This window comes from Micromonospora sp. NPDC050417, assembly GCF_044458865.1.
Taxonomy (GTDB): Bacteria; Actinomycetota; Actinomycetes; order Mycobacteriales; family Micromonosporaceae; genus Micromonospora_G.
Map to the genome: position 1 here is coordinate 79,266 of NZ_JBITIH010000006.1, position 12,489 is coordinate 91,754.

At 71.0% G+C, this 12,489-nt stretch carries 14 protein-coding genes; 10 read left to right on the forward strand and 4 right to left on the reverse strand.

The window, feature by feature from the left end:
* The first annotated feature begins 4 nt into the window (after positions 1-4).
* The 5 genes from ACIBF5_RS10255 to ACIBF5_RS10275 all read left to right on the forward strand — a co-directional run bounded on the left by ACIBF5_RS10255 (position 5) and on the right by ACIBF5_RS10275 (position 4,335).
* Entirely contained in the window at positions 5-496 is a 492-nt protein-coding gene (locus ACIBF5_RS10255) for a DUF456 domain-containing protein (protein WP_396810103.1), read from the forward strand.
* 342 nt (positions 497-838) lie between these two features.
* On the forward strand, positions 839-1,393 hold the full coding sequence (locus ACIBF5_RS10260) for a pyridoxamine 5'-phosphate oxidase family protein (RefSeq protein WP_396810105.1): 555 nt from the start codon (positions 839-841) through the stop codon (positions 1,391-1,393).
* A gap of 126 nt (positions 1,394-1,519) precedes the next feature.
* Positions 1,520-2,650, forward strand: a complete 1,131-nt coding sequence (locus ACIBF5_RS10265) for a SpoIIE family protein phosphatase (protein ID WP_396810106.1) — start codon at positions 1,520-1,522, stop codon at positions 2,648-2,650.
* 114 nt (positions 2,651-2,764) lie between these two features.
* A complete protein-coding gene (gene map / locus ACIBF5_RS10270; protein WP_396810108.1) occupies positions 2,765-3,622 on the forward strand; it encodes a type I methionyl aminopeptidase in 858 nt (285 codons plus the stop codon).
* Positions 3,619-4,335, forward strand: coding sequence for a VIT1/CCC1 transporter family protein (locus ACIBF5_RS10275; RefSeq protein WP_396810109.1), 717 nt, complete (start codon positions 3,619-3,621; stop codon positions 4,333-4,335). Before map ends, ACIBF5_RS10275 begins: the two co-directional genes overlap by 4 nt.
* Positions 4,336-4,359: 24 nt before the next feature.
* Here the strand turns inward: ACIBF5_RS10275 and ACIBF5_RS10280 are convergent, their stop codons facing one another.
* The 4 genes from ACIBF5_RS10280 to ACIBF5_RS10295 form a co-directional block, all read right to left on the reverse strand.
* Positions 4,360-4,872 carry a nitroreductase family deazaflavin-dependent oxidoreductase gene (locus tag ACIBF5_RS10280; protein ID WP_396810112.1) on the reverse strand — a complete coding sequence of 171 codons (513 nt, stop codon included), beginning with the start codon at positions 4,870-4,872 and terminating at the stop codon, positions 4,360-4,362.
* Positions 4,873-4,917: 45 nt separating this feature from the next.
* On the reverse strand, positions 4,918-5,451 hold the full coding sequence (locus ACIBF5_RS10285) for a PadR family transcriptional regulator (protein WP_396810114.1): 534 nt from the start codon (positions 5,449-5,451) through the stop codon (positions 4,918-4,920).
* 63 nt (positions 5,452-5,514) lie between these two features.
* On the reverse strand, positions 5,515-5,937 hold the full coding sequence (locus tag ACIBF5_RS10290) for a ferritin-like domain-containing protein (RefSeq protein ID WP_396810115.1): 423 nt from the start codon (positions 5,935-5,937) through the stop codon (positions 5,515-5,517).
* Positions 5,934-6,395, reverse strand: a complete 462-nt coding sequence (locus tag ACIBF5_RS10295) for a hypothetical protein (RefSeq protein ID WP_396810116.1) — start codon at positions 6,393-6,395, stop codon at positions 5,934-5,936. The genes ACIBF5_RS10290 and ACIBF5_RS10295 overlap by 4 nt, the downstream gene beginning before the upstream one ends.
* Positions 6,396-6,653: 258 nt before the next feature.
* Here ACIBF5_RS10295 and rimP point away from each other — a divergent pair, with 258 nt between their 5' ends.
* From rimP to ACIBF5_RS10320, 5 genes are all read left to right on the forward strand, one after another.
* Positions 6,654-7,439 (forward strand): ribosome maturation factor RimP, encoded by a 786-nt coding sequence (gene rimP, locus ACIBF5_RS10300; RefSeq protein WP_396810118.1) that lies wholly within the window; start codon positions 6,654-6,656, stop codon positions 7,437-7,439.
* A complete protein-coding gene (gene nusA, locus ACIBF5_RS10305; RefSeq protein ID WP_396810120.1) occupies positions 7,436-8,491 on the forward strand; it encodes a transcription termination factor NusA in 1,056 nt (351 codons plus the stop codon). The genes rimP and nusA overlap by 4 nt, the downstream gene beginning before the upstream one ends.
* A gap of 48 nt (positions 8,492-8,539) precedes the next feature.
* Positions 8,540-8,824 (forward strand): YlxR family protein, encoded by a 285-nt coding sequence (locus ACIBF5_RS10310; protein ID WP_396810418.1) that lies wholly within the window; start codon positions 8,540-8,542, stop codon positions 8,822-8,824.
* 107 nt (positions 8,825-8,931) lie between these two features.
* Positions 8,932-11,958 (forward strand): translation initiation factor IF-2, encoded by a 3,027-nt coding sequence (gene infB / locus ACIBF5_RS10315; protein WP_396810122.1) that lies wholly within the window; start codon positions 8,932-8,934, stop codon positions 11,956-11,958.
* An 89-nt stretch (positions 11,959-12,047) separates the two neighbouring features.
* On the forward strand, positions 12,048-12,341 hold the full coding sequence (locus tag ACIBF5_RS10320) for a DUF503 domain-containing protein (RefSeq protein WP_396810124.1): 294 nt from the start codon (positions 12,048-12,050) through the stop codon (positions 12,339-12,341).
* The last annotated feature ends 148 nt before the right edge of the window (positions 12,342-12,489 follow it).

Sequence of the window (12,489 nt, forward strand, 5' to 3'; positions counted from 1 at the left end):
TCTGATGGACACCGATTCCCTCGTCACCTTCGTCGCCGGGCTGCTCATCGTCGCTGGCATCGTCGGCGTGCTCATGCCGGTGCTCCCGGCTCTACCGCTCTGCTGGGGTGGGGTGCTGCTCTGGGCGATCTTCGACGACGCCGGCTGGGGCAGATGGGTGGTGCTCGGGATCGCCACCGCGTTGACCCTGGTCGGCACCGTGATCAAGTACGCCTGGCCGGGTCGGAACCTGAAGCAGACCGGGGTGCCGAACAGCACCCTGCTCGCCGGTGGCGTACTCGGCCTGGTGGGGTTCTTCGTGGTGCCGGTGGTGGGACTGATCGGTGGGTTCGTACTCGGGGTGTGGCTGGCCGAGTGGCTACGCCTGGGCGACTGGCGGCTCGCCTGGCCATCCACGAAGGACGCACTCAAGGCGGCCGGTCTGGCCATGTTGGTCGAACTCGGCGTCGGTCTCGCCATTGCCCTGACCTGGGTGATCGGCGTGGCGGTCGTCTGACGTCCTCGCCGCCTTGAGGGCCAGACGATTCGCCACCGGTGGTGGGGTGCGACGGCGCGGGACGGGCGCTGGCACGGCGGGCGCCGTGCGGAGGAGAGAGGTGACCGCGCCCCGCGCCGTCGCGTACGCCGGGTCGTCCGAGGACCCGACGTGGGCCCGGGTGTTCCGGGCGGCGGGAATGACCGGTGGTCCGCCACCGGCCGGCAGCACGGCGGTGGGGTGTTCCTGCACCAGGATGCGCCGGCGCCGCTGGTTCGGCAACGCGATTACCAGGTGGTCGCCCCGGTCCGCCTGGCGGGAACGGGACCGCGGTTCACGTACCGGACATGTCACCATCGCGGAATGGGGAAGGTGTACCCGGAGATCGACGCCCGACTTCGTGACTTCATCCAGGCGCAGCCGATGTTCTTCGTGGCGACCGCGCCCTCGGGACCGGACGGCCACGTCAACCTCAGCCCGAAGGGCATGACCGGCACGTTCTCGATTCTCGGCCCCGACCGGGTCGCGTACCTCGACTACCTGGGCAGTGGCGCGGAGACCCTCGCACACCTGCGGCAGAACGGCCGGATCACGATCATGTTCTGCGCCTTCGACGGGCCGCCGAAAGTGCTCCGGCTGCACGGCCGCGGCGACGCGGCACTGGTCGACGACCCGCGCTGCGCCGCGTTGCTGGACGCCTTTCCCGACGCGCCCGATCTGCACGCGTTACGGTCGGTCATCACGGTCGAGGTCGAGCGGGTCAGCGACTCGTGCGGTTTCGCGGTGCCACTGATGCGTTACCAGGGGGACCGCGACCTACTCATCCAGGCGCATTCCCGGCGCGGCCCGACCGAACTGTTCGAATACCGGGCCAGCCGCAACAGCACCAGCATCGACGGGCTGCCGGTCCTCTCCTGACCGGTCGGCGTCCTGACCAACTCACCTCGGTCAACGCGTTACGGCGCTGGTCGGATCGGGTACATGGGCGGGCACGGTGAGAGGGCGCAAGGGCACCCGGACGCACTCACCGAAGCAGGAGGCGAGATGAGTTCGGGCCCGGCGACAGACGGCAGGCGGAGGAACGCCCACCCGGGGTACGGGCTGCGTCAACTCACCGCCGAGGCCGATCTGGTGGCGGGCGGCGACTGGTACGACGTGGTCACCCGCGGTGACGGCCATCTGGTGCTGGTGGTGGGGGAGGTCCTCGACACCGGCGTGCTCGCGGTGGCGGCGATGGGGCAGCTCCGTACGGCGTTGCTGGCCCACCTCCTCGCCGGAGTCCCTCCCGGCACCGCCCTTACCCGGCTCAACCACCATTTCGGCCACGCCCGTCGCCGGTGGGACGCGATCGTGCTCTGTCTCCAGTTCGACCCGGGCACCGGTGAGCTTCGGTACGCCAGCGCAGGGCATCCGTCGCCGCTCTGCCTCGGCCCCGAAGGCCAGATCGACCTGCTGCACCGGCGACCGCTCGGCCCGCCGGTCGGGGAGCGGTCGGACACCCGCTACGAGACGGTGGAGACCCGCCTGCCGTCCGGGGTGCGACTCCTGTTCCACCAGGCCAACCAGGTCCCGGTGCACACCACCGTGGGGGTGAGGGACGGTCGCGGCCCGGATTCTGGGCCCCCCGGTCAGGCCGTCAGCGACCTCGTCAGCCACCGGGAGGGCGGGGAGCCGCTCGCGGCGATTCCGCACGGGCCGGCCGAGGAGGAGATCGAGGAACTGGTCCACGTTCGTTTTGTCCAGGCACCGCGCCGCCCCCGGGCCGAGGACGTGGCAGTCATGCTGCTCGCCGACAACGCCCCCGAGCGGCTCGCGCTGCGACTGCCCGCGGATCCGACCCGACTGGGCGCCCTGCGCAAGCGGCTGACGGATTTTCTCACCGGGCACGGGGTGGGCGAGCCCGATCTGTTCGACCTGGTGGTCGCGGTCTCCGAGGCGGCGGCCAACGCGATAGAGCACCCCGTGTCACCGGCCGAGCGGAGCATCACCGTCGAGGTGACGGTCGCCGACGGGACGGTGGTCGCGACCGTACGCGACAGCGGCCAGTGGCGGGAGTCCGACGACCCGGGGTTCCGTGGCCGGGGACTGGCGCTGATCAGGGCGCTCGGTGAGTTGAGTGTCAACCGCACCTCGGCGGGGACCGAGGTCACCTTCTGGCGGCGCTTGGCCAACTGACACGGGTCGGGCAGCGGATCGGACCGACGTGGGCGCGATCGCCCTGCCGGCACCGCTCGTGGCAGGTGTCACGGTGTGGTGAGTGCTCCGGGGCCCGACGATAGGCTGGACGGCATGACCGTCCGCGCACCCCTCACCCCAGGCACGCTCTCGCCGTGGCGGCCGGTGCCGCCGCACATCGCGCGACCGGAATACGTCGGCAAGACGCGCCCGAAGCAGTGGCGCGGGTCGCACGTCCAGACGGCGGAGACGATCGAGAAGATGCGGGTCGCGGGCCGGCTCGCGGCACAGGCGACCCAGCTCGCCGGTGAGCACTGCAAGCCGGGCGTCACCACCGACGAGATCGACCGGGTCGTGCACGAGTTCCTCGTCGACCACGGCGCGTACCCGTCGACCCTCGGCTACCGGGGCTTCCCCAAGTCCTGCTGCACCAGTCTCAACGAGGTCATCTGCCACGGCATCCCGGACTCCACCGTGCTGGAGGACGGCGACATCATCAACGTCGACGTCACCGCCTTCATCGACGGCGTACACGGCGACACCGACGCCACGTTCTGTGTCGGCACGGTGGACGAGCCCGCGCGGCTGCTGGTGGAGCGGACCCACGAGGCGATGATGCGGGGGATCAAGGCGGTCGCCCCCGGTCGGCAGATCAACGTCATCGGCCGGGTGATCGAGTCCTACGCCCGCCGCTTCGGCTACGGCGTCGTACGCGACTTCACCGGTCACGGCATCGGCGAGACCTTCCACAGCGGCCTCTACGTGCCGCACTACGACAGCCCCCGGCCGACCGACGTGATGGAACCCGGGATGACCTTCACCATCGAACCGATGATCACCCTCGGCACGCACGAGTACGACATGTGGGCCGACGGTTGGACGGTGGTGACCAAGGACCGGCGCTGGACTGCACAGTTCGAGCACACGATCCTGGTCACCGAGGACGGTCACGAGATCCTCACCCTGCCATGACCGACGCGCCCGCGGCGGCCCGCGAGGACCATCACGCCGACGTCTCCGGCGGTTGGCTGCGCCCGGCGGTCTTCGGCGCCATGGACGGTCTGGTCACCAACATCGCGTTGATCGCCGGTGTCGGCGGAGGCGGCGTCACGCCGCACACCATCGTGGTGACCGGCGTGGCCGGCCTGGTCGCCGGTGCGATCTCGATGGGGCTCGGTGAGTACACCAGCGTCCGGTCGCAGAACGAGCAGTTGGCCGCCGAGATCGCCAAGGAGCGGCGCGAGTTGGAGCGCCACCCGGAGGCGGAGGCGCGGGAACTGGCCGACAGTTGGGTGCGGCGAGGGCTGCCCCGCGAACTCGCCGATCAGGTGGCCGCCGCGCTGAGGGACAACCCGGACGAGGCACTGCGCGTGCACGTACGCGAGGAACTGGGCGTCGACCCGGACGAGCAGCCCAGCCCGTGGACCGCAGCGATCCTCTCGCTGGTCTGCTTCTCGATCGGTGCCCTGGTGCCGTTGCTCACCTATCTGGTCGGCTTCACCAGCCTCTGGCTGGCGCTCGGCGTCGGTGCGTTGGGGCTCTTCGTGGCCGGTGCGCTGGTCGCCCGGTTCACGAGCCGCCCGTGGTGGATGAGCGGTGGCCGGCAACTGCTGCTCGGGATGGCGGCGGCGCTGGTCACGTACCTGGTGGGTCGGCTGATCGGGCTCGGCGGTCCGCTCGGCTGATCCGCCTAGCCTCCGCGACGGGAATCAGGGCCGCTGGCGGTCGGGCACACCTGGCCCGGTCGCCTCGGCGGGGCCCTCCGGAGCCAGTCGGAAGATCCGGATGTCGCGCCCGCCGGCTCGCTCCACATAGGTCTGGTACGCCGGCCACTCCCGCAGGAGCAGCCGCCAGAGGCGCTCCCGTTCGGCCCCCTCGGCCAGGGTGGACCGGACCGGGATCCGGGCACCGCCGAGGGTGACCGTGGCGATCGGGTCGGCGAGCAGGTTGAGTGACCAGGCCGGGTGCTGGGTCTGGCCCCAGTTGGACCCGATCACCACGTACGCGCCGCCGTCGCGTACGTAGAGCAGGGGATTGCTGCGCGGCTGCCCGGAACGGCGACCCGTGGTGGTGATGATCAGCGACGGGGCGATGCCGAGTGCCACCACCCGTCCCTTGGAGAGCCGGCCGATCAACCGGTCGAGCGGCACGACGAACCGGACGCTTCGGGCGAACCAGCGCCGGTGGCTGAACCGGCGGGCGATCGTACCGAGTGCGGACATCGTGACAGTGTGCCGGGAATCACGGAAAAGAACAGCCCCCGGTTGTCACGGCTGTTCGGCGACGACGGTCGGGGCGGCGAGGCTCTCCGCGCAGTGGTCGAGCCAGCGGATCTCCGCCTCGGTCTGGAAGATCATCGCATCGAGCACCAACCGTCCGGAGACGTTCTCGGTCGAGGTCTCCCGGACCTTGCGGCGGACGAACTCCTGCAAGGCCCGTTTGGTCGCCGCGCGCTGGGTGCTCACCACCGTGGCGACGTCGACGCCGGGTGTCGCGAGCGCCAGCGCCAGCTTGATCGTCAATTCGTCCCGCGGTCGGTCGGCGTGGTTGACCGCGGTGTCGAACCAGGAGGCCAGCGCAGCGCGTCCGGCCTCGGTGATCTGGTACGGGCGCTGCCCCGCCTCGTGTTCCGGTAGGGCGCGGACGAGCCCGTCCCGGACGAGGCGGCCGAGAGTGGTGTAGACCTGACCGATGTTGAGTGGCCAGGCGGCTCCGATCGACTCCTCGAAGGCGGAACGGAGCTGGTAGCCGTACATCGGCCCGCGTTCGAGCAGGGCGAGCAGGCCGTAGCGGATGGACACGGCTACCGAGTATGTATACGGGGTATCCCGCTGGCAACTCGGCAGCGGGAAGGCGGTGACAGGTCAGGCCGGGCGCCCCGGGAAGGCCACCGTCACCGGGTCGATCCCGGCGGTACGTCGCCACCGGGTGGCCCGTACCGCGCAGTCGGTCAGCGCGTCGAGGGCCCGCTCGCGCTCCGCCCCCGTGGTCCCGGCGAGCGCCGCGCGCCAGATCCCCGCGGTACGTTCCTCGATCTCCACCGCCAACCGCATCGCCGCCGCCGCGTCGGTCACCGGGAACGGCAGTTCGTAGCTGGGCGCGGCGGCCGGGGCCTTGCCCCCGCCCGTGGTCAGGAGCAGCACCAGGGCGTCCCGCCGGGTCCGGTGTGCGGCCTCGGCGGCGCGGGCGTCGGCTGCGGCGGCACCGTCGAGGCGCACCCCGATCGGCCCGTACGCGAAGATCGCCGCGTACTCGGCGGTCAGTGCCGCCTCCAGCGCCGCGCTCATCGGAGCACCTCCAGGTGGGTGGCGCGGGCCGCGGCGATGGAGCCGAGCAGGGCGGCCCGTTCCGGCGGCGCGTCGATGCACGCCTTGGCCATCGTCTGCCGCCCCTCGGTCTCGGCCGTGCGCAGCAGCGCCAGGGTGGCTTTCTGGTCCCCGGCAACGGGAGCGGACGGCTCGCCGGTCGCGCCGGGGGTCGCGGCGCCGCTCGGCAACGTGGTGTGGGTCACCCGGGCGAGTTCCTCGGCGTGCGCGCGGTGGGCCTGCGCGACCGGGCCGAGTCGATCGGCGAGCTCCGGGAAGGCTGCCATCGCCGCGTCGTACCGGCCGGCGAGGTCGAGCGCGTTGGTCACCAGTACGGCGAGTGGGTCGGGTGGTGGTGGCACCTGCTCGTCGTCGAAGAGCCCGCACGCGCTCAGTGAACCGGTTCCGGTGGCCAGTGCCACCAGCCCGACCGCACGCATGACGTCGCGTCGGGACCGTCCCCGTACGCGCGAGTCTGGATTCGTGTCCGGGGTCCGCACCGGGCCAAGTCAACACCATGGGCGCTGCGGTCCGAGCGCAAGGCCGGCATCCAGCGCCGGGGCCGGTCGGTGCGCCGCCCGGCTCGCCGGTCGACCCGCGCGTTACGCTCTGCGCAGCCGCCGGGCGCGTCTTCGCCCGGTGGCGCACTGGCATGGCTGCCCGGACGGGCCGCCGACGATTCGGAAAGGGGTGCGGATATGACGCAGCGTGGCCGTGCCGCCAGCCGGTCGACGGCCGCTCCACGGTCTGGTGAGCGCCGGGCCGCAGAGCGCCCGCGGGGTGACCTTGCGGCTCGCCGGGCCCGGTTGCGGGCAGTGATCGAGCCGGTGGTGACCGCCGCCGGCTACGACCTGGAGGACGTCTCGGTCTCCCGCGCCGGCCGCCGACACGTGGTTCGGATCATCGTGGACGGCGACCAGGGGATCAACCTCGACGCGGTCGCCGACATCTCCCGGGCCATCTCGGCAGCGCTCGACCTGGCCGAGGAGACCGGTGGCGACCTGGTTGCCGGCGAGTACCAGCTTGAGGTCAGCTCTCCCGGGGTGGACCGGCCGCTGACCCTGCCCCGCCACTGGCGGCGCAACGTCGGACGGCTGGTCAAGGTCACCACTTCCGGCACCGGACAGCCCGCGCCGGAGCAGCGTCTGTCGGAGGCGGCGTCGGAGTCCCGGCGTTCCGCCGAGCGGCAGATCACCGGGCGGGTGGTCGCCGCCGACGACGAGTGGGTCCGGTTCGACCTGGACGGGCGTACGACCGAATGGGCGTACGCGGACCTGGGCCCGGGCCGGGTGCAGGTGGAGTTCAGTCGCCTCGACGAGGTGGCGGACGAGGACCTCGCCGAGTTCGACGACGACCAGGAAGACGACGACCAGGAAGACGACGACCAGGACGACGAGGACGACGGCCAGCCGGAGACGGTGGCCGGGAACCTGCCCGAAACCGACGACACTGACGACGAAGATGTGGAGGGCGAGGAGAGGTGAACATCGACCTCGCGGCACTGCGCGCTCTGGAGCGCGAGCGGGAGATCCCGTTCGACACGATCCTCGCGGCGATCGAGACCGCGTTGCTGACTGCTTACCGGCACACCGAGGGCGCGGAGACGCATGCCCGGGTCGAGATCGACCGCAAGACCGGGGCCGCCCTCGTCTACGCCCAGGAGATCGACGAGGAGGGTGTGGTCGGCCGGGAGTGGGACGACACTCCGCACGACTTCGGCCGCATCGCCGCGATGACCGCGAAGCAGGTGATCCTTCAGCGTCTGCGTGAGGCGACCGACGAGGTTCACTTCGGTGAGTACGTCGGCCGCGAGGGTGACCTGGTCACCGGCGTGGTCCAGGCGCACGAGGGGCGGGCCGAGAAGGGGATCGTCAGCGTCGACCTGGGCAAGCTGGAGGCCGTGCTGCCCCAGCCCGAGCAGGTGCCGGGCGAGATCTACGAACACGGCCAGCGGTTGCGCTGCGTGGTGGTCCATGTGGCCAAGGGCTTCCGTGGACCGCAGATCACCCTCTCCCGTTCGCACCCGAACCTGGTGAAGAAGCTCTTCGCCCTGGAGGTGCCGGAGATCGCGGACGGCACCGTGGAGATCGCGGCGATCGCGCGTGAGGCAGGTCACCGTACGAAGATCGCGGTCCGGTCGACCATTCCGGGAGTGAACGCCAAGGGTGCCTGTATCGGTCCGATGGGACAGCGGGTCCGCGCGGTGATGAGCGAGCTGCACGGCGAGAAGATCGACATCATCGACTGGTCCGAGGACCCGGCGAACTTCGTCGGCAACGCGTTGTCGCCGGCCAAGGCGCTCCGGGTCGACGTGGTGGACCTGGCCAGCCGTACGGCCCGGGTCACCGTGCCAGATTTCCAGCTCTCGTTGGCGATCGGCAGGGAGGGGCAGAATGCCCGCTTGGCTGCGCGTCTGACCGGTTGGCGAATCGACATCCGACCGGACAACGAACAGGTGAGCAGCCCCGCTCCGACCGGTGCGCGGGGCGCTGCTGATCACGTGACTGAGCCGGGCGGAGCGATCTCGGCCGGGTAGGGGTAGACTTTCCCAGTGGTACGACACGCGTGGCCGGAGCGCACCTGTGTGGGCTGTCGGCGACGTGCGCCGGCTGGAGAGTTGCTGCGGGTTATCGCGGTCGGCGACGGGGTTGACTACAATCTCCGACCCGATCCGGCCCGCAAACTGCCGGGTCGGGGGGCGCACCTGCACCCAGATCCGGCGTGTCTCGCGCTGGCACAGCGGCGGCGCGCCTTCGGGCGGGCACTGCGTGTCTCTGGTGTCCCGGATACCGGGGCGTTGGCCGAGCACATCAATGCGTCAACCAGTACGTCCGGCAATCCGGCCGGGCGAGGGTCGCAAGCAAGGTAGGACGACTTACATGAGCACACGATGAAGTCCCAGAAATGACCAGGCTTCAAGTGCACGAGTGAGGTCGTTGCGGGTACTGCCCGCACGACCTCGGAGTGAGGAGTGCAGTGGCAGGCAAGGCCCGCGTACACGAGCTGGCAAAAGAGCTCGGGGTCGAAAGTAAGACCGTTCTCGCCAAGTTGAAGGAAATGGGCGAGTTCGTGAAGTCCGCGTCGAGCACGGTCGAGGCGCCCGTCGCCCGCCGGTTGCGCGGCGCGTTCGTCGCGTCGTCGAACTCTGCGGCTCCGGCCGCACCGGCGACCCCAGCCCCTTCCGCGGCCCCGGCGCCCACCCCTGGGCCCACCGCCCCGGGCGAGCCGAGGGTTTCCGCGAAGCCCATGCCGCCCCGGCGGCCCACCGCGCCTCCGGTCCGGCCGAAGGGACCCGTTCCGGGTCCGCCTCAGCCGGCAGCCCCGGCGCCGACTGCCAAGCCGGCGAGTGCGCACGACATCGAGGTAGCGGCCGCGGAGGCGCGTGCCGCCGCCCTCAAGGCGGAACAGGAGGCGGCCGTCAAGGCCGCTCAGGCCGCCCGTCAGCAGCAGCGCGACGCCCCGCGCCGGGAACCTCCGGCCGAGGGTGGCGCGCAGACCAGCCGTCCGCGGCCGGGTCCGAACGCGGTGCCGCCGCGTCCGGGTTCCCCGGCGGCGCGGCCGGCGAACCCGGGTGCTCCGGCGCCCGGCCGGCCCGGTCCCGGCGGTCGTCCGCCGGCACGTAGCGGCGGCAACAACCCGTTCGGGATCACCCCTGGTGGTCAGCGACCGGCAGCCCCGGGTGGGCCCCGGCCCAACCCGGCCTCCATGCCGCCCCGTCCGAGTCCGGCCTCCATGCCGCCTCGGCCGAGCCCGGCGTCGATGCCGACCCAGCGTCCCGGTCGTCCCGGTGGCGGCCCCGGCCGTCCGGGTGGTCCCGGTGGCGGTGCGGGTCGTCCCGGTGGTGCCGGCGGTGGCGGTGGCTTCCGTGGCGGTCCCGGTGGCGGCGGCGGTGGCGGTGGCTTCCGTGGCGGTCCCGGTGGCGGCGGCGGTGGCGGTGGCTTCCGTCCGGGCGGTGGCGGTGGCGCCCCCGGTGGCGGTGGCGGTTACCGCGGTGGCCCCGGTGGCGGGGCGCCGGCCGGTGCGGGCGCTGGTGGCGCAGGCCGTCCGGGTGGTGGCGGTCGTGGCCGTGGCGGCGGTGCCGCGGGTGCCTTCGGGCGTCCGGGGGGCAAGCCGACCCGTGGTCGCAAGTCGAAGAAGCAGCGCAGACAAGAGTTCGACAACCTGTCCGCGCCGACCATGAGCTCGGGTGCACCCCGGGGTCAGGGCCAGGCCGTACGGCTGTCGCGCGGTGCCTCGCTGTCGGACTTCGCCGACCGGATCAACGCCAACCCCGGTTCGCTGGTCCAGGAGATGTTCAACCTGGGCGAGATGGTCACGGCGACCCAGTCCTGCTCGGACGAGACCCTGCTGCTCCTGGGTGAGCACCTCGGCTTCGACGTGCAGATCGTCAGCCCCGAGGACGAGGACCGCGCCCTACTGGCGCAGTTCAACATCGACCTCGACGCCGAGATCGACGCCGACCGGCTGGTCACCCGCCCGCCGGTGGTGACCGTCATGGGTCACGTCGACCACGGTAAGACCAAGCTGCTGGACGCGATCCGCAAGACCAACATGGTCGCGGGCGAGGCCGGTGGCATCACCCAGCACATCGGTGCCTACCAGGTGCGGGTTCCGCACGACGGCTCCGAGCGGGCGTTGACCTTCATCGACACCCCGGGTCACGAGGCGTTCACCGCCATGCGTGCCCGTGGTGCCCAGGTGACGGACATCGTGGTGCTGGTGGTCGCGGCCGACGACGGCGTGATGCCGCAGACGATCGAGGCGCTCAACCACGCCAAGGCGGCGGACGTGCCGATCGTGGTCGCGGTGAACAAGGTCGACAAGCCGGAGGCGAACCCGGACAAGGTTCGCCAGCAGTTGACCGAGTACGGCCTGGTCGCCGAGGAGTACGGCGGCGAGACCATGTTCGTCAACGTGGCGGCGAAGCCGGGCATCGGCATCGACGAGCTGCTTGAGGCGATTCTGCTGACCGCCGACGCGTCGCTGGAGCTGACCGCTCCGATCGACGGTCCGGCGCAGGGTGTCGCGGTCGAGGCGCACCTTGACAAGGGTCGCGGTGCGGTGGCGACGGTGCTGGTGCAGAAGGGCACCCTGCGGGCCGGCGACTCGATCGTCGCCGGTGGGGCGCACGGACGTGTCCGGGCGATGCTCGACGAGAACGGCAACCAGGTCGCCGAGGCCGGACCGGCGCGTCCGGTCATGGTGCTCGGTCTGACCGCGGTGCCCAGTGCCGGCGACACGTTCCTGGCCGCCGCGGACGACCGTACGGTGCGCCAGATCGCCGAACAGCGGCAGGCACGGCGGCGGGCGGCGAGCTTCGCCAACTCCCGTGGTCGGGCCACTCTTGAGACGCTCATGGAGCAGATCAAGGAGGGCGAGAAGACCTCGCTCAACCTCATCCTCAAGGGTGATGTCTCCGGTTCGGTGGAGGCCCTGGAGGACGCGCTGTTCAAGCTGGACATCCCCGAGGAGGTTCAGCTCAAGATCCTCGACCGTGGCGTCGGTGCCATCACGGAAAGCAACGTGATGCTGGCGAGCGCGTCGGCCGAGGCGGCGACGATCATCGGCTTCAACGTGCGGGCCTCGAACAAGGTTCGCGAGATCGCCGACCGCGAGGGCGTGGAGATCCGGTACTACACCGTGATCTACCAGGCCATCGAGGAGATCGACGCGGCGCTGAAGGGTCTGCTCAAGCCGGAGTACGAAGAGGTCGAGCTCGGCAGCGCGGAGATCCGCGACGTGTTCCGGTCCTCCAAGATCGGTAACATCTCCGGTTGTATCGTCCGCTCGGGGGTCATCCGGCGTAACGCCAAGGCCCGCCTGCTGCGCGACGGGGCGGTCGTGGCGGACAACCTCACGATCAGCTCGCTCAAGCGGTTCAAGGACGACGCGACCGAGGTGCGCGAAGGCTTCGAGTGTGGTCTGACACTGGGCAGTTACAACAACGTCCAGGTTGGCGACATCATCGAGACCTTCGAGATGCGGGAGAAGACCCGCGCCTGACGCGGTAGCTGCAACTGATCAAGGGGTTTACGCCCACCCGGCGTAAACCCCTTGATCATGCGGGGTGTCCGGGCGGTATCGTCGGTTCGATGTTTACCGGAACTGCTCTATTCGACGTACTGCTGCCGGGGGATTCCCGGTCGCTGAAGGCGAAGCGCGCCTATGTCCGGCCGATCGTGGCCGCCCTGCGCCGGTTCGAGATCTCGGTCGCCGAGGTGGGCGCGCTCGAACTGCACGGGCGGGCCGAGATCGCGGTCGCTGTGGTCGCCGCCGAGGCCGGACACGTCGGCGAGGTGCTCGACAACTGCGAGCGCCTGGTCGCCGGACGGCCCGAGATCGAGTTGCTCTCCGTGCGGCGTCGGCTGCACGGCGAGGACGACTGATCGGGGACGGTGGGTCCGTCTCCGAGAGCGCCGCCACCGGTCACCGCCCTCGGGGTCACGCCCGGGAGCGCTCCGGCGGGAGGCGCAGGTAATGTTCAAAAGTCGGCCGGTGGCCGCTGGTGGCGCGTCCGTGCCGCCGGTGGAGACC